A 26,848-nucleotide genomic window follows, 5' to 3' on the forward strand; every position below is an offset into this window, starting at 1 on the left:
CAAATTCTACACAGGCCCTAATTTAAATCCTAACTATTTTTCGAGTTGTTCTAAGAATTCAATTTCTTTCTTCAATTTTGTATGTCTTTTACCAAGTATTAGCATATATGAAAAAATAACAACCCACGCCACTGAATACGCACCATACATAAATTCAAATCCCATGATTAATTCCTCCTATTTTTCCATGTCTTCTCGTAATTTCTCTTTATACCGCTCAACTTTAAGTTTCATTTTTTCAAAAGAAACACCTTTATGAAGAAGGTAAGAATAAAGAATGGTAAATGCTGCAAGTGAAACAAACAGGGCTACTAACATGGTACCTTCAATACCTCCACCTTTTTGGGAAGGCCCCTCACCAAATACAATTGGGTGAAACTTTGTTTGCCACCAGCGAATTGCGAAGAATACAATTGGAACGTCAGCAAACCCGATAATTCCAAATACAGCAGCCAGCCTGGCTTTTTTATCCCAAACTCCATCCATTTGTCGTATCATAATGTAGGCAATATAGATGAAAAATAGAATCAACGTTGTAATTAACCGCGGTTCCCATACCCACCAAGTATTCCAAGAAGATTTGGCCCAAATCGGACCTGTCGTTAAAACGATAATTGTAAACACGACACCAATTTCCGCAGAAATATAGGCATAGGTGTCAAATATTCTTTTCCGCTTGATTAAAAACAAAATACTAAATACAAATGTTACAAAGAATGCCATGAATGCAAGCCATGCAGAGCTTACATGAAAATAAAAGATTTTTTGGGCCGCTCCCATCGTTACTTCCTCAGCAGCAAAGATAAAGATAAAATACAGGGCAACCAGCATAGATATAACTGTCGCACCAAATAAAATCTTTGACAGATCCAAGCTCTTTTTAACAGTTAATTCGGTTCCAGAAAGCACTGCCTTCTCCCGTTCGAGATTCATACTCATCACTTAAACCTCCAGCACATAATCTATTAATAAGAAACAAACAACAAAGAAGATAACATCGTATGCTGTAACCAACTGAATCCAAGCCACGGCACTTGAAAATTTCTCCATGTTGGTTAGGATGATTCTTGTTGCTTGAACAACACCGATTAAGATGGGTGTTGTAATCGGAAACAGCAACAGCGGAAGCAGCATTTCACTGCTTTTAGAATTCGCTGCCAATGCAGCTAGGAAGGTACCGATGGCGATAAATCCAAAACTTCCCAGGAATACTACTAAGATAAAATATGGAATGCTTCCATAGAATTTGAAATCAAATAATAGGAACAAAAACGGGATCGAAACAAGTTCTACGATCAGCATCATCGTAAAATTAGCTAAAAACTTTCCTAAATAAATGCTGGCTGCCTCCATTGGTGCCACCAATAATCCTTGCATCGTATCATTCCGCTGCTCTGATATAAATGACCTGTTCAGACCTAATATTCCTGCAAAAACGATAATTACCCAAATAACTCCAGGAATAACTGCCTTGGTTGTATTATTAGCAGGGTCAAAGGCAAAGCTGAAAACCACAATCGCCAGACCGGCAAATATCATTTGTGTGACCATTATCTGCTTTGTTTTCAGCTCAGAATATAGATCTTTTTTAGCTAGTAAGAGGGCTGTTCGAAAAAGGTTCATGATACTCCCTCCACTAATTGTTCATATTTTTCAGAAACATATCCCAAGTTTTGATTTTCAATCCTAAAATCATCGACAATCTTTCCATTTTTAACAATAATAATCCTGTCGCAGATTTCAGCTGCTTGTTTAAAATCATGTGTTACCATCAAGGTAGTCGTCCCTTTTGCTTTCATAGACAGGATCACGTTGTTTAGAATCCCAATCGCCCCTTGGTCCAACCCGGTGTGCGGTTCGTCCAATAAGAGTATTTCTGGTTCATGAACGATTGCCCTTGCGATAGCAATCCTTTGAATCATCCCACGTGAGAAGTTCTTTACAGGTTCATTCAAAAAGAAAGATAATCCTACCTCTTTAACAAGCTCCGTTGATCGTTTTTCAACATTTTTAACACCATAAATATTGCCGAAGAAGACAATATTTTCAAATGGTGTGTAATGATCATAAAGCAAACTTGAATGGGGTAAATAACCCATTAATTTTTTTATTTTTATATGGTTTTTTTTCAAATCCAAACCATTAACCTCTATGAGTCCTGATGTAGGTTTTATTAAGGTTGCCAGGACTTTAAGAAGTGTGCTTTTCCCTGCACCATTGGGTCCGAGTATGGCAACTGTTTCTCCTTTATTAATTAAGAGGTCTACACCACGCAAGATAAGTTTATTATCTGCTTGCTTGGTTAGCTTTTTTATTTCTATCATTTGCAGTCTCTCCCATCCCAGCTGCTACTCTACAAAATTACGCAGATTTAATTTTACTTGGACAAGATGTTGTTTATAAGCTTCAAGCTTTGCGTGATATTCATCCTCTGAAAGCTTCCCATCACCGAAGGATTCTTCCAATTCAATGATCTTATCCATAATTGCTTTTTGCTTGGTCATTAATAGTTTAAATGCCTTCTCTTCCTTATCTTCTCCAAGGCGTTCGTCTAGTATTCTTGCTTTCCTTCTAAAATAGATATAATAAGAGATTCCTGCAATGACAATCGCCAGTAAAATAATCAAGAACACGTGTGGGTTAAAACGATGTAATGGAGACTGCGCCCAAATTCTTAAATGACCAGGATTATGGAAAGCAGGCGCTGTATGTGTAACCGAGCTATTATTTCCACTTTCGCTAGTTGTTTCCGACTTTTTGGTCTCATCTGCTGGTGGCTGAACATCTTTGTTATAAACCAGAGTAAAATTCTGGTCAGCCTTAAGTCCTTCAATACTATAGCCAAAGTAATTTTGGTCATCAAATTTGAAGCTGCCTTGACTTGTCGCTTCTGCGCCTTTCACTTCAATACTTCCTCGTCCTTCTGGAACAAGAATCTGCATCATTTGTACGGGATAGTCAGATTTTAAACTTATTTCTTTCCCCTTTGCCATTCTATAGCTGTACGGCAATACCATCGTTTGATTGGCTGGGATGGGTGTGGTTGTAATAAACCCCCTATCCACCTCTTTAAATGCAATTTGATTATCTAAAAAGTTAAGATCTTCAGCTCCTACAGGAAGGGTTACATTTAAGACTGCTTCACTTTTTCTGTCACCTTTAAATTCTTGGCCAGCGGTATTTGAATAGTTAACCATATTCATCATATTCGTCCCACCGTCTTCTGTAGGACTAATCACGAGATAATGCATATCAATCGAAACTTTTGTATCTGATGCCGCTAAACTATGTAATGGGATTAACAGCATCAGCCCGAGGAAGAAAACGGTGATTTTTTTGATCACTTTCCTTCCCCCTTTTTGTTCTTATAGGTCTTCATCTGAGCTTCAATTTCCTTTTCCACTTCATCCATTAATTCTCTGTCGATATTCGTTTGCATTAATTCTTCTTCTTCCTTCATAATACTAGCCACTTCTGTCTCATATTGTTTCTTTAAATGCTTATAATCAGCATGTGAGATTTTATCCATCTTGAACTCGAATTCTATTTCATTAAGAGTTGTCAAAAGTGCTTCTTTGGTAGCATTGATATCTTTTCCTTTGGAAGAAACCTGTATATAATTATCCCACTTAAATAAAGGTGATAAGATTAGAAATAGACAAGCCAGCGCTAAAATGGTTGTAAAAATCATCGAAATGACGGTGATATCTTGCATATTGTTCACATCCTAAAGATACTTTTTGCGTTCTTCATCAATGATAGAGGAAAGGATTTCTCCTTCTACTTCATCCTCGGGACTCTCGTATTCCGCCACATCTTCTTCTGTTCCTTTTTTCTTCACCCATTTACGGATGATGAAAAACACAGCAATTCCAGCAGCGCCGATTACAACAAACGGCAGGACCCAAGCGGTTAGACTAAAGCCACTTTTCTCCGGTGAGGTTAATATCTCTTCACCATAAATATTGATGTAATATTCACGGATTTTATCCTTATCCCAGCCCTTATTCATCATCTCGACTAAGTCTGCTTTAAACTCTGTTGTTAGATTACAAGTATTGGGATCGCATTCATAATGATCCTGACCGCAGCCACATGTACAGGCAAACTGCTGAGCAACTGCTTTGAATTCGGCAGATTTATAGTCAATCTGTTTTGCAGCTTCCACACGAAGGAATGATCCTTGAAAGACGAACAAGATGATGAGAAGCCCAATATAAATTTTATTTTTCATATTATGACACCTCTTTGCGAACTCCTGTGTATCTCGGAGTAACATTTCCATATTTTCCATTCCAAACGGCAAACAGCGCACCAATAACAATCATGAAAGATCCAATCCATAACCAATTCATCATTGGATTAACTTTTACAACAAAGGTAGCTTTTCCATCGTCTTCCCATGCACTCAAGACGATGTATAAGTCTTCCTTAAGTGAGGAAATAATGGCAACTTCAGAAGATGGCTGTTCCCAGTTCCCATAGAACACCTTTTCAGGCTGATATGTGCCCAGCTTTTTACCATTTTTAAATACAGTTACATCGGCATAAACGATGTCATTAATTCCTTCTTTTTTCTGATCTAGCCGATCATAGTTGATTCGATAATCTTTTAATACAATTGACTTTCCTAAATCGACTGTTTTCATAGTTTGTAAATCATAATTCTGTGAACCTATAATCCCCATCGTAATAAAGGCAATTCCAAGGTGAACGATATATCCGCCATATCTGCGCCGATTTCGAATCATTAAACGATAGAGGGCAACTAGTGGAGATTCCTTGGTCATCTTTCTTCTAGCTTTCACACCTCTATAAAACTCTAAGAAATGGGTAATTAATAATAGACTGATAACTCCATAACCAATGACTGCCCAGGCCTTTTGAATTCCTAACACTACCATTAATATCATCGCTAAGATCGCAAGGATAGCTGGAATCATAAAGTTTTTCCTAAGATTTTTTACGGTAGATTTTTGCCAAGCAAGCAACGGACAAACTGCCATGATGAACATCATTGATAATAAAATTGGTGCTTCAACCTTATTAAAGAATGGAAGTCCTACCGTAACTTTTGTACCACGTACAGCTTCCGATACTAAAGGGAAAATGGTTCCCCAAAATACAGCAAAGGCGGCTCCAACAAGTAATAAATTATTGATTAAGAAGCTGCTTTCTTTAGAGACAAAGGAGTTAAATTCACCTGCACTTCTTTTAAGTAGATTGTATCGGCTCATCAATACATAAAGCGCACCAATGACCGCTACGCCCATAAAGATTAAGAAGTATAATCCTAGGTTTGAATTGGCGAAGGCATGGACAGAAGTCAATACCCCGCTTCGTACAAGGAATGTACCAAATAAAGTAAGTGCATAGGAAACAATGATCAAGCTAATATTCCATATCTTTAACATGTTTTTTCGTTCTTGAATCATAACGGAGTGCAGGAATGCAGTGGCTGTTAACCACGGCATAAAGGAAGCATTTTCAACTGGATCCCACGCCCAGTAACCGCCCCATCCAAGTTCAACATAAGCCCATTGCCCGCCAAAGATATTACCTAGGCTTAAAAATAACCAAGCAATGATCGTCCAGCGTCTTGTCATTTTAATCCAGAAATCATCAACGTTTTTTAAGATCAGTGCAGCCATCGCAAAGGCAAATGGGATGGCAAGACCAACATAGCCTAAGTAAAGTGTGACTGGATGAATAATCATACCAGGGTTTTGGAGCATTGGATTTAAGCCTTTACCTTCGATTGGAATCTCATCTAATAGAATGAAAGGTTTTGCTACAAAGCCTAGAATAAAGAAGAAGAAAACCGCATTTGCTAGTAAGATAGCAGAAATGTATGGAACCATTGGGTTCCCCTTCAACTTCCGTGAGAAAGCAATCATACAGGTATATAGAGTTAAGAAAAACGTCCACAATAACAACGATCCGGCATTACCAGCCCAAAGTGCAGTCAGTTTATAAATAATAGGGAGTTCACTGCTTGTGTAATCATGAACATATTCATATTGAAATTGAGATGTTGCTAATAGGTAGAATAATGAGAGCATTGCAAGTGAGGAACAAACTAATAATGCAATTAATCCACCTTTACCACTGTTAACGAACTTTTGATTTTTTGTGCTAATTCCCAACGTCATAATAAGGAGAGAATAAATCGCAATGGCTAAGCCTATATAAATCGTTGCGTTGGCAAATAAATACATTTCGTCACCTTCTTAAGTTAGCCTGTTATTTTTCTTTCGTTGTTTTATTTAACTTATCTTTATGTGTTTCTGGGTCGTAATCTTTGATGTCTTTTCCTTCGTATTTAGATGGGCACCTTGTTTTAACTGTCTCAGCAACGAATGTGTTCTTTTTAGTTGGTGCCCCTTGGAGGATCGTTATGACACCTTCTGAGAAATTATCCGGCTGAGTTCCATTGTGAATGACGTGCATAACATTACCATCGTTATCTTGCACATCAAATTTCAATTCAATTTTGTTTGCATCCCATTTAATCGAATCTTCTATTAGTAAACCCTCAACCGTAACAAAATCATCTTTATGTTGTTCTTGAGTAGCCAAAAGCTCCTTCATTGTTAACTCAACACCACTTGATCCAGGAGTTGCTGCCATCAATAGGAAAACAATGGCACCCGCAATAATAAACCCACCAAGCATTACAATCGTATTTTTTTTCATTTTACTCATCACCTCATTAGATTAATTTTTTCATTTCCTCTTCGTACATTTCCTGATCAATCTTTCCTGTTAACAACTTTTTGCGTAATTCTTTCTTTTCTTCAGAATTTGCTATTTTGTTGTCCTTTTTTGCCGATTGAGTTTGTTTCCTGGGTTGTGTTTTAGTTTTTTTGGTAACTTTAGAACCTGATTGCGAATTTCCTTTTAAACCCAGGAACACAAAGAGACCTGCTATAACAATCGCCATTCCAATGATTGCTGCCCCACCAAGTCCGATAATAGGACGTTTGGAAGTGTTGGATGCTCCACCATTTTTAACAACTTGATCTGTTGCAGTTACACCACTATGGTTTTCATCGTTTGGCGGCTGCTTTTTGTTTATAGCCTCCATCGTAGACTCAGTACCATCTTTTTTATACGAGAAAGAGTATTTTAAGCCTGCATCAGCTTTTACATTTTTGTATTGGTAGTAATAGAGCTCTTCTCCATATTCATTTTTCGAATTGTTCTCTGCTTTTGGCTCAATATCAATTTCCTTAGCATCCATGGGGGCATAAAAAATCACATCTAAAAGTTCGATATTTGCTTTATTTTCAAGCTCATATGTAAAAGTCTTGTTGTCCTTCACATTGATTGACTTTGTATAGTACTCGATAACAAATTCGTAAGTTTCATTATTCTTAATCGCCTTTGCCGGCTTCCAAGTAATAAGTCCTTTTTCTTTATCCACATCATACGGACGCTGTACTTCAGGCTTATCTTTTTCAGGGAATTCGGCCACCAAGAAAGCTTCAAAACCTTTATCCATTGCTGGAACGGCAATCTCAATCTTCCCATCATAATCTTGACCACTTTTATTCGTTATAGTTCCGTATTGACCAATTAATAAGGACGGAATATCACGTGACCAACCCTCGGGATAATCAAACTCTGGCATTACTTGAACCTGCATTTCCTTAAAAGGAAATTTTTCTGCCTGAAAGGCTGTTTCAGCACTAGCCTTTGGGATGATGAAATTCGTTAAAAATGATGCAATTACGAATAATGCCAACCACTTTTTCTTTAGCATCTTAATCCTCCTTGACTTGAAGAAAATACTATTTTTTACTATAGTCCTCTTTGAAATAAATATAATCTTTATACGAACTTATTTGTTGAATCACTCTTGAACATTTTGTTAAAGGATATAAATCGTTGCGTTTTCGTCAAAAAACCACCACATAATGTTCACATTTGGTCATTCATGTAAAAAAAGACCTGAATCCACTTGATAGATTCAGGTCTTACAACTCTATTCCATTTTATTACTTCTCCAAAGAACGGATATAAGTAACAATATCGTTAATATCCTTTTCTTTAAGTTGACGTGCACCATCTAAACCTTTTAATGAAGGTCCCATCCGAGTTTCTTCACGACCATATGCTGCATCAATCCAAATTTGTTTATCCGTGGTATATTTCAAATATTGTGGATTAGAAAGCGCCGTTCCCATTTTCTCCTTACCAATACCAGCTTCACCATGGCAGTTTAGGCAATATAAATTAAATTGCGCCGTCCCACGTTCAGGATCACCAGAAATTGTTTTTGGGACATCAAATTCTATTTCCTTTGTTTGCCAGTCTCTTATGAATGCAACAAGATTCTTTAATTCCTTGTCTGATAATCTTGGGCCATAGGCAGGCATAACTGTGCCATCTCTTCCATACTTCACATAATGATATAGGTCTTTATCGGATACATTGCTTAAAAAATTCTGGCTATTTAAGGCCGTCCCAGTTTTTGAGCCTTCTCCTTTTCCTGTCTCACCGTGGCAAGAGATACAATTTTTTTTGTATACTTTCTCACCGTCATCAATCGCTTCTGACTTCTTGCTATTAAAAATGCCGCTATTACTTATACAGACAATAATGCCAATAATAATCAAAATATAAAATCCGATTAATATTTTCTTCATGGGTTACCCCTTACTTAGGTTCGGGCGTTGGGGTTGGTTCCCCAATATCTTCATATTTTCTTGTTAATAAATCGTAAATTTTCGCAGGGCTTTTACCATTTAAATGCATTTCTACCGCCTCCCGGGCGATATTGACACAAGTGTCTCATGCTATACCATGCGAATCCCATTCTTCTACCGCATTTTCCGGCCCCATTCCTTTAATGAAGCAATCAAGATTACTTTTATGACCATCATTTACACATCCACAATAGCAAGGAACTTGGGCTACCACTTCTGGATATGTTGCCGCCATAACATATGTTTCTTGGATTTTTTCAGATGTATTTAGAACGAAATCTGGTAATGGCGAATGTTTTTTATCAAGTTTCCAAGTTTCAGAACTTAGTTTGGAACTGCAGCCAGCTGCAACAATGGCAAACAAAATCCCAAGGAACAAGAGAGATGTAATTCGTTTCATTATCTGTTGCCCCCCTTCCCTATAGTTTTAAATACTCTTTTAGTTTAGCAAAAAGAAATTAGTCAAAAAGTAACTAAATCTTACTATTTCGTGAAGTTTTTTAAGTAGTTTAAGTTATTAACGTTTTCCTCATCGCTTATTCATCCTTATTACATTACATATTCATCATATCATGGCTAGAAGTTGAACCGGTACCTAGTGATGGGTCAATCATCCCAAAAATCATTGCGATGTGTGCAACTACTAGAAAAATACTTACAAAGATGGCATGAATTCTCAGCCTATCTTCCTCTGGTTTATTTCTATAAATAAGACCTAAATCAAGCAGTGCCATGCCAAGAAATGGGATGATTCCGAGTAAATAGAAAGTAACAGCTATAACGTCAATCCAACCTTTCCACTCTCCGTTAACAGTTAAGGGAATATAAGCTGTTTTCATAAGGTAAATAAAAATTCCCGTAAAATAAAAACCTGCAAAGATACCTGTTATTTTATTCAATTTTTTAAGTGCACCATTTAATTTTCTTGTAAACAATATAGCTATTTCCGAGATCGCAAGGATCTCTGCACAAATGACTGGAACCGCCATAAAAATTAATAAATTCCAAGGTTGATTGTCTGCTAATAATCCCATATAATGCGTCATATTCATGTTCATCTTCTCCTTTAATTTTTCTACATCTATAATGTAGTGAAAAAGTGTGCAGAAACTTAGGAGAAATTATGGAGAAATTGTTAAAAAAAAGCCTTAATCCGACAAGTTTCGGACTAAGGCTTTATAATGATTATGCACGAGAAACGTATGACCCATCAGTAGTGTTAATAATTAATTTATCACCTTGATTAATGAAGAAAGGCACCTGAACATTAAGGCCTGTTTCAAGAGTAGCGTTTTTAGTACCGCCGGAAGATGTGTCACCCTTAATTCCAGGTTCCGTTTCAGTTACTTCTAAAGTAACGTTATTTGGTAATTCAACACCTAGAGTTTCATAGTTAAACATCATAATGTGTACTTCCATGTTTTCTTTTAAGAACTTTAATTCATATTCAATGTTTGCTGCTGGTAATTCTACCTGCTCATAAGATTCCATATCCATAAACACGTGATTATCGCCGCTTGCATATAGGTATTGCATTTTACGATTATCAATTTGTGCTTTCTCTACTTTTTCACCTGCACGAAACGTTTTTTCTTGAATGGCACCATTCCGCAGATTACGTAGTTTGGAACGAACAAAAGCCGCACCTTTACCTGGCTTTACGTGTTGGAAATCCAGAACACGCCATAGGCCTCCATCGACTTCAATCGTTAATCCTGTTTTAAAATCATTTACAGATATCATGTTAAAATCCTCCTAAATCGTTACAGTATTATTAGTTCTTTTGTAGAGTGTGTAAGTGCTTCGTTATGGTCCTTGGTAATCAACGTATCATCTTCAATTCGAACACCGCCGAGACCTGGGATATAAATGCCCGGTTCACATGTTACCACCATTCCAGGTTCTAAAACGACATCTGATTTCATCGACAATCCTGGACCCTCATGGATCTCAAGCCCAATCCCGTGCCCAGTTGAATGGCCAAAGTATTCACCATAACCCTTTTCTGTTATGTAATCTCGTGTGATTGCATCTGCTTCCTTACCGGTTAATCCTGGTTTAATTCCCGCCATCCCACGTAATTGTGCTTCAAGAACAATTTCATAAATCTCTTTAAGCTTGGCATCTGGCTCACCAACTGCCACGGTTCTTGTAATATCAGATACATAACCATTGTAATAACATCCATAGTCCATCGTTACAATATCTCCAGCCTCAATAACTTTGTCACTTGCCACACCATGAGGAAGTGCTGAGCGATGACCTGAAGCAACAATCGTATCAAATGAAGAAGATGTAGCACCAGCTCTTCTCATAAAAAACTCTAACTCATTCGATACTTCTAATTCCGTTTTTCCTGGACTAATGAAGTCTAAAATGTGTTTAAATGCAGCATCAGCGATATCAGCTGCCACCTTTAATATCTTAAGCTCTGAATCCGTCTTTATCAAGCGTAACTTTTCAATAACCCCGGAAATCGGGACAAGTTCAGCTTCAATTTCCTTATCATATACTTTAAAAGAGGAATAGGTTAGAAAATCTTCTTCAAACCCAAGTTTTTGAATGCCTAGTTTCTTGGCTTGTATCGCTACCTCTTCATGGATAGATCCTGTTATTTTAATAATTTCAAACCCTTGACATTGTTTAGTTGCTTGTTCAATATAGCGAAAATCTGTAAGAAACTGCGCTTTATCTGCACTGATTAACACAACACCGGCTGTGCCAGTAAAATTAGATATATAGCGTCGATTAAATGGGCTTGTAATCAGAATCCCATCAATTCCCTGTGTTGAAAAATTCAATCTTAATTTTTCTATTTTTTCCACGACTCTCCACTCTCCTTTTCAAATCAAATGAGGACAAAAATATTTTATCACAACCTACCAAATCCGACTAATCGAAACTTAGGCTGACTCCTCTTTCTCTTGAACTTTATTATTTTGATACTCATAATTTATGGAATATCCAATAAAAATTCCATATACGATATATATACAAATGGAAGTAATGATTGTATCTCGGTTTAAGTCAAAGAATGGTTTTATTCCAGGAAACAGTGGATTAAGAATAAAGAATACCACTGCAAACAATACCAGACCATACCCTAGACCAAACCAAAAACCTGTGAACTTTTTCAACACTGCATAGTAAACAAATGCAGCAACCACTGAACAGATTCCAATTAAAATGATGGAAATGAGTGTACCAAGCCATTCATGCTTCCAATCGCCTAGAGCCCAGGGCTCCAGTATGACAGTGGGACGAATTTCTGTAAAACTTAAATAGGAAGCTAACCAGCCAATTGTTCCCCAAAACAAGCCTCCAAATAACCCTGTCCAAAAGACCATTACCGGAAAGGACATGGGTTTAGGATAATTACCTAGTATTTGCTCATTTGCCATTATAACAACCTCCATTAACTTCTTGCTTCTTCAATGCCTTATATGCCGTTATTCTTGTGATACTGTCCTAAAAAAACAGGGTCAACAAAGGCCATAATAAATTCCATTTTTTATTATGTCCTTAGGTATACAATCCCTTGCATAAAAAAAAACTTTTTAATTGGAAATATTATGTCATTCCTAGAGGTTTTTTCATTTTTCTAGTAGAATAGAATTAAGTACATACAGATTTTTTCTACTTCTGCTGTTGTGCAACTTTTGATTAGGTTGGTGTTCTGTATATGTCTAATTCTCAAAAACCTGTTTATGGCGGCCAAGCGGTTGTCGAAGGTGTAATGTTTGGTGGAAAACATCATTATGTAACTGCGGTTCGCAGGAAGGATCAATCTGTAGAATATTTTCATTTGCCACGTAAAGCAAATCCTTATTTTACAATGTTAAAAAAAATCCCTTTTCTTCGGGGGATTATTGCCATTATTGAGTCGAGTGCAAATGGATCTAAACATTTAAACTTCTCAACGGAAAGATTTGATGTTGACCCAAAAGAAGATGAAATCATAAAAGAAAAAGAAGTCTCTAAATTAACCATGTATCTTGGTGTAGCAGCAATTGGTGTCATCTCATTTTTATTTGGTAAATTCGCTTTTACATTAATTCCGGTGTTCCTTGCCGTTTTAACAAAACCAATTTTCCCTTCAGATTTTGCTCAAGTGCTAGTGGAAGGCTTTTTTAAACTGATCTTACTAATATCCTATATTTATTTTGTCTCCCTTACACCATTGATAAAAAGAGTGTTTCAATATCACGGAGCTGAGCATAAAGTAATTAATACGTTTGAAGCAGGGGTAGAGTTAACTGTTGAAAATGTGCAGGCTCATTCTCGACTCCATTACCGCTGTGGCAGTAGTTTCATTTTATTTACAGTTATTGTAGGTGTGTTTGTTTACATGTTTGTACCGACTACTCCGCTTTGGTTACGGGTTGTCGATCGACTCCTTTTAATCCCGGTTGTTCTAGGAATCGCTTTTGAAATCCTTCAGGTGACTAACAAACTCAGAGATGTTCCTGTCTTAAAATATCTTGGGTTACCTGGTCTTTGGCTTCAATTAATAACAACGAAGGAACCACAAGATGACCAAGTGGAAGTAGCGATTCTTTCTTTTAACCGATTATTAAAAATGGAGAAGGAAACTGAGTTCTCCAAAGAAAGTGAAGAAATTGTCTAAATCTTTGTTTTATCGTGTTTAAAAGATTATAAAAATGCTTAAGATGCTCTTAGGGAGGTGGCTTTCTTGAAAAATCGGACATTTGTTAATGTGGTTATTGGGGGACTTATCATTCTTGCATTACTTGGTGTTATTAGTACATTTACAGCTAATCCAGCCGGTTTCATTCAAAGTATAGCTGTCATGGCACTGGTTGTTTTAGTCGTTTATTTCCTAGTTCGAAAGTTTACCGGCTCAAGCCCTCAGAAAAAAGAGCAGCGGGCATTTCTAAAAGCAGCAAAAAAATCAAAAAAACGATTACAACAAAAGAGTGGGGAAGGAACTGTTAAGACCTCCTCTCTCGGGACGTTAGCATCATTAAAGAAAAGCAACAAGACAAAAAAGAAATCGCCTATACATTTGACCGTTATCGACGGCAAAAAGGGGAAAAAGAAAAATCGAGCGTCTCTATAGGCGCTCGATTTTTTATATTTTTTTGCACAGGTATAAGAGATATTTATTAATACCCCCATGTTTTCAAAAATTGTTTGGCTTTTTCTTTTCCTAAATTGAATAATTCGCGTTTCTTTTCCTCTGTTAAAGAAAATTCAGTAGATAAAACACCCTCTGTTGGGATAAAAATTATATTCTTTACATGTTTTTTGGAAATATATCTGGAATCGTGGGCATCTTTCATTGTTTCAAATAAAGCAGCAAATAATTGTACCGCATTTTTAATTTTATGTTTTTCATGCTCATATTCACTAGCGTTTAATTTAATTCCGAGCACTGGTCTTACTTTTTGTACATTTTCCTGATCAAAAAGCCACATTGGAAAATTGCTCAGAACTCCTCCGTCAACTAATACATTCATACCGTCCATTGAACGCATTTTTACTGGCTCAAAGAAATAAGGGATACTGCAGCTGATTCTTATTGCTTTAGCAATGGAAAAGGAGCCTGGTGCAATGCCATACTTCTGTAAGTCATCAGGTAAAACAATCATTTGCCCATTTGAAAGGTCTGAAGCGATGACCCTAAGTGCCTGAGGGGGTAAATCTGCAAATGTTTTTAACCCTTTTGCCTCAAGTTTTTCACAAAGCCATTTTTCAAGCTGGTTTCCTTTATAAAGTCCTAGCCTCCAATAGACAAGCAGCCATTTTGCAAATGGAAAGGGAATGATTGTTTTGCGGGCATCAAGTAGTTTTGAAAGATCTAATTCGTCGACCAATTGGAAAATTTCTTTACTGGTATAACCGGCGGCGATAAAGGCGGCAACGATGGATCCTGCACTAGTTCCTGCCAACCTGGCAAATCTCATACCCTTTTCTTCTATTTCATCGCAGGCCCCAATTAGTGCAAACCCCTTAATACCTCCTCCAGAAAACACGCCGTCTATATACATGGCAGCCACTCCTAAAGATGAAGTTATTTTTACATCTTTAAGCAGTTGCTTTAATAAATAGTACTCTAGACAAGCAGAAAATTTATAAATAAAAAAGGACATTGTTTCTGCACAATGTCCTTGGTTTATTAACAAAATTGAAACCGCTTAACTTTTCATTAAAATCTTTTTGCTCCGATAAATCTAGGCTTCCAATAGCTATTATTTGTATAAGCAATGGAAACTCCCTTTGAAGATGAAGATTGAATCATTTTTCCGCCACCTATGTAAATCGCTACATGACTAGGTTTACTTGCCTTATTTTGGGAAAAGAACATTAAGTCTCCAACCTTTAAGGATTTAACACGGTATCCTTTTTTGTAGAACATTTCAGACGCTGTTCTTGGCAATACTTTGCCAGCCTTACCATAAGAATATTTAACCAAGCCTGAGCAGTCAAATCCTCTTGGTGATAACCCGCCCCATCGATATGGAACTCCGAGATTTGCTTTTGCAACTGAGATTGCTTTTGTATGATAATATGCCGCTTCCGCTTTATCACCCAAAGTGGTAAACAATGAACTAAGAATAATAGTCATAGCTACGGCTGCAATGATTTTTTTCAACATCTTGTTTAATCCCCCTGTGTGCTTCGATACTATTAATATACAAAAAAAGATTAACACCGAAGTAACAGCTAGATTACAGTTATATTACAAATTTCGACTTTATTCTAAAAATTCAATTATATATTCAATTATTTTGTAGTATTTTATTAAATTTATCAGGTTTATCGACATTTATCACGCAAAAAAATGGGGGAAACTCTCCCCCCCATTAATTACTTACAAATTATAAACCACATTTTAATTGGGCTCCGCAGTTGGTACACGTATTGCACCCGCCCATTTCTTTAACCTTACCAGTCCGACACACCGGGCATGTGTTTCCGACTTCAGATCCAATTGTAACACTTGTCGAACGAAGTTCGCTGATTGTATCAACAAGGACCACATGCTGTTTTGGTTTTTCACTAAAAATGGATAATTGTTCATTATTATTTTCTTCTGCTTTAAGCGTTAGTACCTGTGAATCACGGGAGCCATCAACATAAACAGTTCCGCCTTTTGCTCCTCCTCGGTACAAACGTTGGTATACTTTTTCAACCTGTTCTACGCTATACCCTTTTGGTGCATTAACAGTTTTACTGATGGAGCTGTCGATCCAGCGCTGGATGACACATTGAACATCTGCATGGGCTTCCGTCGTAAGTTCCATCGCAGTAACAAACCAGTGTGGAAGATTGTTTTCATCCACTTCAGGGTGCTTATCTAGGTATTCTTTCACGATATCCGCTTTTACTTCGATAAATTTACCAAGACGTCCGCTGCGGAAGTAAGAGAATGAGAAATAAGGCTCTAAGCCGGTGGAAACCCCAACCATTGTCCCAGTGGATCCCGTCGGAGCAACAGTTAATAAATGAGAATTTCTTATTCCACTGTCTAATATAGATTGGCGGATATCATCAGGCATTTTCTTCATATATCCAGTTTCGATGAATGCTTGACGTAATCGATTGGTTTCAGTTTGTGTATCAGCAGTTAAGAATGGAAAACTTCCTTTCTCTTTTGCCAATTCTATCGAAGTTCTGTAAGCAGTAGTTGCAATTACTTCAAAAACTTGATCAACTAATTGGTTTCCTTCAGGTGAGCCGTACTTCGTTTCACAATAAATCAGCATGTCATGCAAGCCCATTACTCCAAGCCCTACACGTCGTTCACCAAGTGCCTGCTTTTTGTTTTCTTCAAGGAAGTATGGTGTTGCGTTGATGACATTATCCTGCATCCGTACTCCTACGGCTACTGTTTTCTTAAGTTTTTCAAAATCAACAGTTTTTGTTTCTTTATCAGCCATTTCCGCCAAGTTGACTGCCGCAAGGTTACAGACAGAAAATGGTGCAAGTGGTTGTTCCCCACATGGGTTTGTGGCAACTACTTGTTGGCCATAGGCTTTTGCATTGGTCATGTCGTTTGCGTTGTCGATAAAAAATATTCCTGGTTCTGCTGAGTAGGTCGCACAAATATTGATTAGGTTCCAAAGTTCTTTTGCTTTGAACTTTTTATAGACTCGTACTTTATGTCCAAGTTTTTCCCACTCGCGCACGTCACCCACTTTATGCCATTCTTCATTATAAATCTTCATTTCTTCTTCATCATAGTGTTCAACATATGGGAAGCGCAGTTCATATTCACTATCGTTTTCAACAGCTTCCATAAATTCCTTTGTTAAACACACAGAAATATTTGCCCCAGTAAGGAACTCAGAATTGTGCACCGTGTAGTTACCACCGGTTAATAATTTCTCTTCTGCATCAGCAATGATGTTTTCATCAAATCCACCGAAGCCTTGAATGTTTTTATAATTTACAATTCCTTGATACATTGCAGTTTCTCTTAGAGTTAGAGGAGTAAACTTTAACTTATCTTTAGCAAGTTTTTTAATCGTTTCATCATTTGTATTTTCAATTAAGAATCGTAGAATTCTAGGATTTTGCATCTTAGAAATAATAAATTCAATAATGTCTGGATGCCAGTCAGCTAGCATGATCATCTGAGCTCCGCGTCTTGAACCGCCCTGCTCAACCAAATGCGTCAATTTCGCAATATCATCCAACCATGAAACTGATCCAGATGATTTACCATTTACACCTCTAGCTAGTGTATTACGAGGTCTCAATGTTGAGCCATTTGTACCAACTCCGCCTCCGCGGCTCATAATCTCCATTACCTGCTTACGATGGTCAGAAATCCCTTCACGTGAGTCTGGGACGAAAGGCATAACATAGCAATTGAAGTAAGTGACATCGGTATCTGCCCCAGCACCGTAAAGGACGCGGCCAGCAGGAATGAAGTTCATGTTAACAAGTTCTTGATAAAACTTTTCCGTCCATTCTCTTCGCTTCTCTTCCGTTTCTTCAACAGAAGCAAGTCCCGTAGCATTACGCTTTGCAATCTGCTCATAGAAGAGCTCCAATGGCTTTTCAATCACATCTAATGACCTGACAATTACTCCTGTGCTAGCTTCTTCAGGATCATCAAGTACTCCTCTAAATTCCTCTTCGACTAGAACTTTTGCTTTTTTCTTTTCCCAGTCGATCTCCTTGATATATCCAAGGCCGCGTGCTGGAAATTTTGGATCCTCTTTAATAGTTAAAACAACGAAGTCGCCGTTAGTAAGGGTAATTTTTGCAGTGTCTTTAAAGGTATAGCGGTCCAACATTACCAAACGAGAAACACCTTTGTGAGTTATTTTCATATCTGGGGTAACTGGATGCACCTGGGGGAATAAGCGGATATCCTCATTCAACCTTTCAAAATCAATATTCATTGTTTGTCTAAAAACTACAGACATGAGAACAACTCCTTCATGTAAATATCTACCTATTGTGCTAAATCTAGCAGCATTATGCTATATCTAGTTGGTTTGTATTTTAAGGTTATCATAGCCGCCCAGAATAAATCAACTAAATATCAATATATAGTACCGAAAATATTTTCGACACCACTACATATTGTGTACGGAACAAGTAACAACTATTTTGTCAAACTCAAGAAATAATATATTTAATAGTAATCAAAAGCTTTTCGTCGATTTTCGTCAGAAATCAGGAAAATTTAACAAATTTCGCAGGTTGCTTCTTTCAGAAAACAAAAAAGCGACGAATTCGTCGCGATTTATCTTTTATAATTCCATTCATCACTCTCATAGCGCTCTTTAGCAATTTTATCAACGTATTTTAGCTCTTCTTCAGTTAATCGATATGGTTCAAGGTCAACATTCAAACCTTCCGCAAATCCCTTATAAAAAGCTTCCTTTGCTTCCTCAAGAGAAATTCTTCTTGGACTAATCGCGTTGATAGCAACCGCTTTGTCCTTAAAGGCTTTTCTCATTCGTTCCTTGACTCTTTCACTAGGATATTTAAATAAACTAAATAATTTATCCTCATCTAAATCCAACAATATGGAACCGTGTTGAAGGATGACTCCCTTTTGTCTCGTTTGTGCACTGCCGGCTACTTTTCTGCCTTCGACCACAAGTTCATACCAACTCGGAGCATCAAAACATACAGCTGAGCGAGGGTTTTTCAAAGCATCCCTTTCTTCCGCTGTTTTTGGGACTGCAAAGTATGCCTCAAGTCCTAAATGGTGAAATCCTTTTAAAATACCTTCAGAAATCACACGATAGGCTTCCGTCACTGAATTTGGCATTTCTGGATGGTCCTCAGAAACGATTACACTGTAGGTAAGCTCGTGCTCATGGAGCACCCCACGGCCGCCTGTAGGTCTCCTGACAAAACCTAATTGGTTAGCTTTGACTGCTTCCATATCAATTTCCTTTTCCACTTTTTGGAAATATCCTACAGACAGGGTTGCCGGGCTCCAGCCATAGAATCGAATTACTGGAGGAATTTTCCCCTCACTATGCCAATCGAGCAGCGCTTCATCTAAAGCCATATTAAAAGATGGTGAACTATTTCCAGTATCAATAAAACGCCAAACTTCTTTTTTCATTATTAAAACCTCATTTTTTTATATTATTTCGAATTTAAGTCTACCAAAATCTGATATAGATTCAAAATAAGATGTTTCTGCTATAATTAATTTAGGCAGTTTGGAAAAGATTTTTTAGCATTCATCTTTATCTTTATGAGATTGGCTTATATAATAAACTAGTGCAGGAAAGCTTGAAAGGAGCAAAAAGAAATTGAGTTCACTTTATCCCTTATTAATTATCATTGCAGCAATTATTATCTATTCCGTTTTCACCTATTTCTATCAGAAAAGGATTGTTAAAACGGTAACAGAAGAAGAATTCCGTGCGGGATACAGAAAGGCACAACTAATAGATGTTCGTGAAGCAAACGAATTCGAAGGCGGCCATATTTTAGGATCACGTAATATCCCAATGTCACAAATGAAAATGCGCATGAAAGAAATTCGACCTGATATGCCAGTATATTTATACTGCCAAAGTGGGATGCGTAGTGCTCGTGCCGCACAATTCTTACACCGAAAAGGCTACAGAGACCTAACCCAACTACAAGGCGGGTTCAAAAAATGGTCAGGCAAAGTAAAAACGAAGAAATAAGCAATAAGCATAAGGTTTCGGAATCCATTCCGAAGCCTTTTTTGTATTGAAAAATACAAAAGGTCAGATTCCATTTTCGAATCTGACCTTTCTAATTAATTAAGCTTGTTGATATTTTAAAACTGGCTTACGAGCAGCTTTAGTTTCATCCATGCGGCCGACCACAGTTGTATGTGGAGCTTCTTGAACGATTTCAGGATTTTCTTCTGCTTCTTTAGCTATTTGGATCATAATATCAATAAACGAATCTAAGGTCTCTTTTGATTCCGTTTCTGTCGGTTCAATCATGATACATTCTTCTACATTTAACGGGAAGTAGATGGTTGGCGGATGGTAGCCAAAATCGAGCAGTCGTTTCGCGATATCCAACGTACGGACACCTAATTTCTTCTGACGTCTTCCACTAAGTACAAATTCATGCTTACAATGACGATCAAACGGTAGATCATAATATTCAGCAAGTCTTCTCATCATGTAGTTCGCATTCAATACAGCATACTCTGTTACTGCTTTTAAGCCATCTGGACCCATTGAACGGATATAAGTGTAAGCACGAACATTTATGCCGAAGTTTCCGTAATACGGCTTCACACGGCCAATAGACAGTGGACGGTCATAATCAAGGACAAACTCTTCACCTTGTTTTGTGATAATTGGTTTTGGCAGGAACGGAATCAAATCTGCTTTGACACCGACTGGTCCAGAACCAGGACCGCCACCACCGTGTGGACCAGTGAACGTTTTATGAAGGTTTAAGTGAACAACATCAAATCCCATATCTCCAGGTCTTGCTTTTGAAAGAACCGCATTTAAGTTAGCTCCATCATAATAAAGCTTTCCACCTGCTTCATGAACAATTTCAGCTAATTCAAGTATGTTTTCTTCAAATAAACCAAGCGTATTTGGATTGGTTAGCATTAGTGCTGCAGTATCTTCACCAACCACTCTTCTTAAATCTTCAAGATCAACTAGACCATGTTCATTTGATTTAACGGTAATTGTTTCTAGACCTGCAATTGTTGCTGATGCTGGATTAGTCCCGTGTGCGGAATCAGGAACAATTACTTTTGTACGTTTCATATCTCCGTTGGCTTCATGGTAAGCACGGATCATCATTAACCCAGTCCATTCTCCATGCGCACCAGCTGCTGGCTGGAGGGTTACTTCATCCATCCCGGTAATTTCAATTAAATGCTCCTGCAAATCATATAAAAGTTCAAGAGCACCTTGTACAGAACTTTCATCTTGCAGCGGATGGACATGTGCAAAGCCGTTAAAGCGGGCTACATTTTCATTGATTTTCGGATTATATTTCATTGTACAAGAGCCAAGTGGATAAAATCCTGAATCTACACCATGATTTCTTCTTGAAAGTGCGGTGTAGTGGCGCATGATATCAAGTTCTGAAACCTCAGGAAGTTCTGGCTCTTCAGTGCGAATATAACCATCAGGAAGAAGCCCATTGAGATCTAGTTCTGGTACATCCATTTCTGGCAGACTATAGCCGATACGGCCTGGTGTGCTAAGTTCAAAAATGAGTGCCTGGTCTTGATTATGCATGGAAATCCCCCAATTCTTTCACTAGAGTATCAATTTCTTCCTTCGAGCGTTGTTCTGTTACAGCAATCAGCATATGGTTAACTAGTTCTGTATAATCACGACCCAAATCATAGCCGCCAATTATTCCTTTTTGTAAAAGCTGTTGATTAATTTCCTTGACAGGTTTATTTAATTTTACAACGAATTCGTTGAATGAATGACCTTCATAAACCACTTCAAAGCCGGCTTCCTTAAATGCATTTTTTGCATAATGAGCCTTTTGCAAATTGGCGACAGCCATTTCACGTACACCTTTTTTACCAAGAGCAGTCATCGCTACAGATGCTGCAAGTGCATTTAATGCTTGGTTTGAACAAATATTTGATGTCGCTTTATCACGACGGATATGCTGTTCACGGGCTTGCAGGGTTAATACAAACCCACGGCGGCCTTGATCGTCTGTTGTCTGTCCAACAAGACGTCCAGGAACTTTTCTCATTAACTTAGTAGTAACCGCGAAATAGCCGCAGTGTGGCCCGCCAAAAGCGGTTGGGATTCCAAATGGCTGGGCATCACCAATCACAATGTCTGCCCCAAATTTACCTGGAGGTGTTAGCACCCCAAGAGATAGCGGGTTGCTTGAAACAACAAACATGGACTTGTTTGCATGGATAATTTCTTCCAACTCTTTTAAAGGCTCGATTCGGCCAAAGAAGTTTGGATATTGGACGATCACAGCTGCAACATCTTCATTAATCAATTCTTTTAATGAATCTACATCTGTAACCCCACCTTTCACAGGTACTTCCACCACATTAAGGTACTGACCCTTAGCATAGGTTTTAAGAACATCGCGCGATTCAGGATGTACTGCACTAGAGACTACGATTGTTTTTCTTTTTGTATGGCCTGCACTAAGCATCGCTGCTTCAGCAAGTGCAGTTCCACCATCATACATGGAGGAATTGGCCACATCCATACCAGTTAATTCACAAATCATCGTTTGAAATTCAAAGATTGCTTGAAGTTCTCCTTGAGATATTTCCGGTTGATATGGTGTATAAGCTGTATAAAATTCTGATCTAGAAATAACATGATCGACAATAACAGGCATGTAATGGTCATATACACCTGCACCAATAAAAGATACATTTCTTTTTAGATCAGCGTTCCGGCTAGCCATCTTAAACAGTTCTTTCATTAAGTCTGTTTCAGACTTCGCTGCTTTGATATTGTATTCACCCTTAAATCTTACTTTTTCAGGGATATCGCTAAACAGTTCATCAATAGAGGAAACACCAATTGCCTCGAGCATAGTCTTCTTATCTTGTTCAGTCATAGGTAAATAGCGATGTTTCATAAACCTAACTCCCTTCTGTTATTTCTTTTCTCTTTTATAAAAAGGTGTTGGAACGACAGTAGCCTTTAAGCGTTTGCCGCGAATCTCTACTTCAACAACGGATTCAAGGCCAGTAAATTCGGAATTAATTAGGGCAAGGCCAATATTTTTCTTTAATGTTGGTGATTGAGTTCCTGTTGTAACTTCACCAATTAATTGTTCCCCACAATATACTGGGTATCCATGACGCGGAATCCCACGATCAATCATTTCAATCCCTACCAATTTTCTTGGCAAGCCATTTTCCTTTTGTTGGATTAACGCTTCTTTTCCGATAAAATCAGCTTCCTTAGTTAATTTCACGGCAAAGCCAATTCCAGCTTCTAGTGGTGAAATTTCCGAAGAAAGTTCTTGACCATAAAGTGCTAATACCGCTTCAAAACGCAGTGTATCGCGGGCACCTAACCCAACAGGGATAACTCCGTCTTCCTTACCTGCAGCTAAGATATCTCTCCAAAGGTTAACTGCATCCTCTGCATCACAATATACTTCAAAGCCATCCTCACCAGTATAACCAGTTCTTGAAACTAAAGCTTTTTTTCCATTTAGGATTACTTCTTGCTGGAATTTGAAAAAGCCAATCCCGCTCAAATCTGTATTCCCGGCGAGCTTTTGTAGTACTTTTTCTGCAAGTGGTCCCTGAAGGGCGAGCTGTGCTGTTTTTTCTGATAAGTTTTCTAAGCTTACATCCCCAGTTAGATGATCTTCAAGCCACTTATAATCTTTTTCAATATTTGATGCGTTAACTACTAGAAGGTAATGATTGTCCTCAATTTTATACACAAGGAGGTCATCGACAGTACCACCATTTTCATAACACATGGCAGTGTACTGGGCACCGCCATTTTTAATTTTTGAAATATCATTCGTCATCATTTTTTGCAAAAAATCCAAGCTATTAGTGCCTTTTACTTCTACTTCACCCATATGGGAAACATCAAATAATCCTGCACGCGTGCGAACAGCTTCATGCTCTTCTTTAATGCTGGAAAATTGAACTGGAAGCTCCCAACCTCCGAAATCAATGGTTTTTCCTCCCCATTCCTTATACACATCAAAAAGCGGAGTTCGTTTTAATTCAGACATTCTTAATCCCCCTTCAATCTTTGGCACATATTATTCTTGGGATAACATAAAAAAGGACAGAAACCTCCCATGTAACGTAAGAAGGTCTCTGTCCTGGCACCTGAAAGTTTACCTCGAAAGGCTTTCCCCTTTGGTGGCTGCAAAAGTCTAATCAGCACTCTCCAGAGCTGCGTCAAACAAGAGTTCTTTTGCCTGAGAGATTCACATTTCTGCTTGCTCCTTCGGCGCTACAAAGGTAGTCTCTCCCCTTGTTATCATTCGCATTATAATATTATCCAAATTGGTCATACTAATTATACTTATAAAATAAATTACCTTATTAAAATATTTAAAACATTCAAGACTATTATCATCCTACCATTAAAATAATACATTGGGCAATAACTTTATTAGAAAAGAAAAATGTTGAAAATTGTAAAAAAAGGAGCTGGCACCATGTCGATCGAAATTGAATTTGATTCCTCCTGGAAGGATGATTTTTTACATAGAATCGAAAACGATGGTCCATGGGGGAATTGGGACCTTTTTAAACTAGCAATTGGAGTAGAAAAGCATCTCGTCGTTCCTGATTTCAATGGTCTATTGGCACCAAGTCATTTACCTAATTTAACCCCGCTTCCACACCAACTTGAAACAGCAAAACAAGTAATTGAAAATATGAATGGAAAAGCTATCCTAGCCGATGAGGTTGGGCTTGGAAAAACAATTGAGGCTGGATTAATTCTAAAGGAATATATGATACGCGGATTGGTGAAAAAGGTATTAATTCTTGTCCCTGCCTCACTAGTTACACAATGGTCTATCGAGTTAAATAGCAAATTTTTCATTCCTGCCATATCCCAAAGAAAAAGCTATGTATGGGAACAATGTGATGTCGTTGTATCGTCAATTGATACGGCTAAACGCAATCCGCATCGAGACATCATCAACCAACAGGACTATGATCTCATCATCATTGATGAAGCACATAAATTAAAAAATAACAAAACAAAAAACTACGAATTTGTTCAAAATCTGAAAAAGAAATTTTGTTTATTATTGACGGCAACACCGATTCAGAATCGGGTCGAGGAAATTTTTAATCTGGTTTCGTTATTAAAACCAGGACATTTAGGGAGCGAAACGGCATTCTATGAAAAATACAAGCGTGATGCACGATCCTTAAATGATGATGAGCATTTAAAAGAATTAGTAAACAAGGTCATGATTCGGAACCGGCGGGCGGATACAGGAATTGAATGGACAAAAAGGCATGTCGAAACGATTCCAATTGAATGCAGCCCAGAGGAGAAGGATCTTTACGAGTCAATTACTGACTTAAAAAGCGAAGGGAATTGGGTCCAAACTAGTTCTTTCTCAGTCATGACATTACAGCGCGAGGCCTGCAGCAGCCGGGAAGCTGTGTTTTATACATTAAAAAATATGTTGCAAAAAAAGGAAGACCCGACACCAGCTTTCGAAGAACAAATTCAGTATTTAATGAAAAAGGTCGAGGCAGTTCAGAAAAATTCCAAAGCGGAAAAAGCATTAGAGTTAATTCAAAAGGTAAATGATAAGGTGATTATTTTCACCGAATATCGGGCCACCCAAATGTACTTACAATGGTATTTAAAACAGCATGGAATAACATCTGTGCCATTTCGCGGCGGGTTTAAGCGCGGAAAAAAGGACTGGATGAGGGAATTATTTCAAAAGCATGCTCAAGTTCTGATTGCGACAGAAGCCGGCGGCGAAGGAATCAATCTTCAATTTTGCAACCATATTATTAATTTTGATTTGCCCTGGAATCCAATGAGGCTCGAACAGCGGATTGGTCGTATTCATCGTCTTGGTCAGGAAAAAGATGTAATGATTTATAACTTTGCAATTAAAAACACTGTCGAGGAGCATATCTTAAAGCTACTTTATGAAAAGATCCATTTATTTGAAAAGGTAATCGGCGAACTTGACGATATTTTAACAAAGTTGGAATTTGGCAATATTGAAGACCATTTAATAGATATATTCGGACAATCCTCTACTGAAGGGGAAATGCGAATAAAAATGGAAAATTTATCATCAATGATTGAATTTGCTCAAGAGATGAAGAAAGGAGATTCCCATGCAGCAGCAGGAAATTCATAACTTTCTATTGAACTATTTTCAGGCTAATGATTGTGAAATCGTGGAGAATGGCCCTGGATATTTAATTGTTCAGTTAACAGTGGAACTTGATAAGGAATTAATGAACCGTCCTTTTTACTGGCATTATTTAGAAAAAACAGGCGGAATTCCAAATCCAATGAGGCTAACCTTTATTACGAATCAGGATGCCGCTCCTGAAAACATGAAGGGAGAAATCATTCATTTTGGTTCTCCTCGTCTACATCAAATTTTTGCTTCGACAAAGAAACTAGCCAGCTATATGCGGCTTTACGAGAATCATCGCTACCAGAACAGGCAAACTCCCTTGCTGCCGTGGCTTTGTATGAATGTTAAAATCTCCTACCAATGTGACCGAAAACGTGATATTTTCAAGTCAATTGGCTTACAGCTTATTAACGGAACAATGGTCGAAGACTTCCATGACAGGCTTCTACAAATACCGTTAACACCAAAAATACCTGATTATTCCTTTACCCTATCACCATTAGTGAGGCCGCAGAGTGGGATGTCAAGGATTGAAACATACCTAACTGCCGTAATTGAGAAAGAGGATCACACCTGGGCAGAGGATGCAAGAAAACGCTGGGAGCAGGACTTACGACTCTTAAACCATTTTTATGAAGATGTCGAAGAAGAAAACGAAAACTATGAAACGGAAAAACTCGCCCTAAAAGAACAATACGAACCAAAAATATCCATCTCCTTCATAAATGGTGGCCTCTTCTATCTAACCGATAAAGCCATATAAAGCCAAGGGTGTCAGGCACCATGTGAAAATTTCACATGGTGCCTGACACCCTAATATTATTTTGCCGAAAAAATAAAAAATT

At 37.8% G+C, this 26,848-nt stretch carries 28 protein-coding genes and 1 riboswitch; of the genes, 5 read left to right on the top strand and 23 right to left on the bottom strand.

Features of this window, described 5'->3' with window-relative positions; all coding sequences use genetic code 11:
- Positions 1-33: 33 nt before the first annotated feature.
- The 16 genes from QNH17_RS21630 to QNH17_RS21705 form a co-directional block, all read right to left on the bottom strand.
- On the bottom strand, positions 34-165 hold the full coding sequence (locus QNH17_RS21630; RefSeq protein ID WP_283875065.1) for a CcmD family protein: 132 nt from the start codon (positions 163-165) through the stop codon (positions 34-36).
- Positions 166-177: 12 nt separating this feature from the next.
- Positions 178-939, bottom strand: a complete 762-nt coding sequence (locus QNH17_RS21635; protein WP_283875066.1) for a cytochrome c biogenesis protein — start codon at positions 937-939, stop codon at positions 178-180.
- Positions 940-942: 3 nt separating this feature from the next.
- Entirely contained in the window at positions 943-1,623 is a 681-nt protein-coding gene (locus tag QNH17_RS21640; RefSeq protein ID WP_283875067.1) for a heme exporter protein CcmB, read from the bottom strand.
- Positions 1,620-2,324 (bottom strand): ABC transporter ATP-binding protein, encoded by a 705-nt coding sequence (locus QNH17_RS21645; protein ID WP_283875068.1) that lies wholly within the window; start codon positions 2,322-2,324, stop codon positions 1,620-1,622. Before QNH17_RS21645 ends, QNH17_RS21640 begins: the two co-directional genes overlap by 4 nt.
- Before the next feature lie 24 nt (positions 2,325-2,348).
- A complete protein-coding gene (locus QNH17_RS21650) occupies positions 2,349-3,344 on the bottom strand; it encodes a hypothetical protein (protein ID WP_283875069.1) in 996 nt (331 codons plus the stop codon).
- A complete protein-coding gene (locus QNH17_RS21655; protein ID WP_283875071.1) occupies positions 3,341-3,715 on the bottom strand; it encodes a hypothetical protein in 375 nt (124 codons plus the stop codon). The genes QNH17_RS21650 and QNH17_RS21655 overlap by 4 nt, the downstream gene beginning before the upstream one ends.
- 12 nt (positions 3,716-3,727) lie before the next feature.
- The gene (locus QNH17_RS21660; RefSeq protein ID WP_283875072.1) at positions 3,728-4,234 is read right to left on the bottom strand and encodes a cytochrome c-type biogenesis protein CcmH; all 507 of its coding nucleotides are present in this window, start codon (positions 4,232-4,234) and stop codon (positions 3,728-3,730) included.
- Position 4,235: 1 nt separating this feature from the next.
- On the bottom strand, positions 4,236-6,218 hold the full coding sequence (locus QNH17_RS21665; protein WP_283875073.1) for a heme lyase CcmF/NrfE family subunit: 1,983 nt from the start codon (positions 6,216-6,218) through the stop codon (positions 4,236-4,238).
- 25 nt (positions 6,219-6,243) lie between these two features.
- Positions 6,244-6,696 carry a cytochrome c maturation protein CcmE gene (locus QNH17_RS21670; RefSeq protein ID WP_283875075.1) on the bottom strand — a complete coding sequence of 151 codons (453 nt, stop codon included), beginning with the start codon at positions 6,694-6,696 and terminating at the stop codon, positions 6,244-6,246.
- Positions 6,697-6,712: 16 nt separating this feature from the next.
- Entirely contained in the window at positions 6,713-7,765 is a 1,053-nt protein-coding gene (locus QNH17_RS21675; protein WP_283875076.1) for a hypothetical protein, read from the bottom strand.
- Positions 7,766-8,000: 235 nt separating this feature from the next.
- Positions 8,001-8,651: a c-type cytochrome gene (locus QNH17_RS21680; protein ID WP_283875077.1), complete on the bottom strand. Its 651-nt coding sequence runs from the start codon at positions 8,649-8,651 to the stop codon at positions 8,001-8,003.
- Between the two features lie 10 nt (positions 8,652-8,661).
- Positions 8,662-9,111: a PCYCGC motif-containing (lipo)protein gene (locus QNH17_RS21685; protein ID WP_283875078.1), complete on the bottom strand. Its 450-nt coding sequence runs from the start codon at positions 9,109-9,111 to the stop codon at positions 8,662-8,664.
- Between the two features lie 154 nt (positions 9,112-9,265).
- Complete coding sequence (locus tag QNH17_RS21690; protein WP_283875079.1) at positions 9,266-9,763, bottom strand: DUF6803 family protein; 498 nt, start codon at positions 9,761-9,763, stop codon at positions 9,266-9,268.
- Between the two features lie 133 nt (positions 9,764-9,896).
- A complete protein-coding gene (efp, locus tag QNH17_RS21695) occupies positions 9,897-10,454 on the bottom strand; it encodes an elongation factor P (RefSeq protein WP_283875080.1) in 558 nt (185 codons plus the stop codon).
- A 20-nt stretch (positions 10,455-10,474) separates the two neighbouring features.
- Entirely contained in the window at positions 10,475-11,536 is a 1,062-nt protein-coding gene (locus QNH17_RS21700; RefSeq protein ID WP_283875081.1) for a M24 family metallopeptidase, read from the bottom strand.
- 78 nt (positions 11,537-11,614) lie between these two features.
- Complete coding sequence (locus QNH17_RS21705; RefSeq protein WP_283875083.1) at positions 11,615-12,112, bottom strand: YqhR family membrane protein; 498 nt, start codon at positions 12,110-12,112, stop codon at positions 11,615-11,617.
- 281 nt (positions 12,113-12,393) lie between these two features.
- Between QNH17_RS21705 and QNH17_RS21710 the strand changes: the two genes are divergently transcribed.
- Both QNH17_RS21710 and QNH17_RS21715 read left to right on the top strand, forming a co-directional pair.
- The gene (locus QNH17_RS21710; protein WP_283875084.1) at positions 12,394-13,338 is read left to right on the top strand and encodes a DUF1385 domain-containing protein; all 945 of its coding nucleotides are present in this window, start codon (positions 12,394-12,396) and stop codon (positions 13,336-13,338) included.
- 57 nt (positions 13,339-13,395) lie between these two features.
- Positions 13,396-13,791, top strand: coding sequence for an SA1362 family protein (locus tag QNH17_RS21715; RefSeq protein WP_283875086.1), 396 nt, complete (start codon positions 13,396-13,398; stop codon positions 13,789-13,791).
- Between the two features lie 46 nt (positions 13,792-13,837).
- Here the strand turns inward: QNH17_RS21715 and QNH17_RS21720 are convergent, their stop codons facing one another.
- From QNH17_RS21720 to QNH17_RS21735, 4 genes are all read right to left on the bottom strand, one after another.
- Positions 13,838-14,722, bottom strand: coding sequence for a patatin-like phospholipase family protein (locus QNH17_RS21720; RefSeq protein WP_283879568.1), 885 nt, complete (start codon positions 14,720-14,722; stop codon positions 13,838-13,840).
- Between the two features lie 158 nt (positions 14,723-14,880).
- The gene (locus tag QNH17_RS21725) at positions 14,881-15,330 is read right to left on the bottom strand and encodes a C40 family peptidase (protein WP_283875087.1); all 450 of its coding nucleotides are present in this window, start codon (positions 15,328-15,330) and stop codon (positions 14,881-14,883) included.
- 223 nt (positions 15,331-15,553) lie between these two features.
- Entirely contained in the window at positions 15,554-18,112 is a 2,559-nt protein-coding gene (locus tag QNH17_RS21730; RefSeq protein WP_283875088.1) for a vitamin B12-dependent ribonucleotide reductase, read from the bottom strand.
- Positions 18,113-18,435: 323 nt separating this feature from the next.
- Positions 18,436-19,272: a lipoate--protein ligase family protein gene (locus QNH17_RS21735; RefSeq protein ID WP_283875089.1), complete on the bottom strand. Its 837-nt coding sequence runs from the start codon at positions 19,270-19,272 to the stop codon at positions 18,436-18,438.
- Between the two features lie 193 nt (positions 19,273-19,465).
- On the opposite strand from QNH17_RS21735, the gene QNH17_RS21740 reads away from it, so the two are divergent.
- Complete coding sequence (locus QNH17_RS21740) at positions 19,466-19,849, top strand: rhodanese-like domain-containing protein (RefSeq protein ID WP_283875091.1); 384 nt, start codon at positions 19,466-19,468, stop codon at positions 19,847-19,849.
- Positions 19,850-19,948: 99 nt separating this feature from the next.
- Here QNH17_RS21740 and gcvPB read toward each other — a convergent pair whose 3' ends face one another.
- The 3 genes from gcvPB to gcvT are packed head-to-tail and all read right to left on the bottom strand — an operon-like array spanning position 19,949 to position 23,873.
- Positions 19,949-21,409 carry an aminomethyl-transferring glycine dehydrogenase subunit GcvPB gene (gene gcvPB, locus QNH17_RS21745; protein ID WP_144547660.1) on the bottom strand — a complete coding sequence of 487 codons (1,461 nt, stop codon included), beginning with the start codon at positions 21,407-21,409 and terminating at the stop codon, positions 19,949-19,951.
- Positions 21,402-22,748, bottom strand: coding sequence for an aminomethyl-transferring glycine dehydrogenase subunit GcvPA (gene gcvPA / locus QNH17_RS21750; RefSeq protein WP_283875093.1), 1,347 nt, complete (start codon positions 22,746-22,748; stop codon positions 21,402-21,404). The genes gcvPB and gcvPA overlap by 8 nt, the downstream gene beginning before the upstream one ends.
- A gap of 18 nt (positions 22,749-22,766) precedes the next feature.
- A complete protein-coding gene (gcvT, locus tag QNH17_RS21755; protein WP_283875094.1) occupies positions 22,767-23,873 on the bottom strand; it encodes a glycine cleavage system aminomethyltransferase GcvT in 1,107 nt (368 codons plus the stop codon).
- A gap of 170 nt (positions 23,874-24,043) precedes the next feature.
- Positions 24,044-24,131: riboswitch (glycine riboswitch) on the bottom strand.
- A 177-nt stretch (positions 24,132-24,308) separates the two neighbouring features.
- Here gcvT and QNH17_RS21760 point away from each other — a divergent pair.
- Together QNH17_RS21760 and QNH17_RS21765 are read left to right on the top strand one after the other, a co-directional pair.
- Complete coding sequence (locus tag QNH17_RS21760; RefSeq protein ID WP_283875095.1) at positions 24,309-25,997, top strand: DEAD/DEAH box helicase; 1,689 nt, start codon at positions 24,309-24,311, stop codon at positions 25,995-25,997.
- Positions 25,975-26,766 carry a YqhG family protein gene (locus QNH17_RS21765; RefSeq protein ID WP_283875096.1) on the top strand — a complete coding sequence of 264 codons (792 nt, stop codon included), beginning with the start codon at positions 25,975-25,977 and terminating at the stop codon, positions 26,764-26,766. Before QNH17_RS21760 ends, QNH17_RS21765 begins: the two co-directional genes overlap by 23 nt.
- Positions 26,767-26,848 lie beyond the last annotated feature (82 nt).

It is taken from the genome of Neobacillus sp. SuZ13, from assembly GCF_030123365.1.
Taxonomy (GTDB): Bacteria; Bacillota; Bacilli; order Bacillales; family Cytobacillaceae; genus Neobacillus.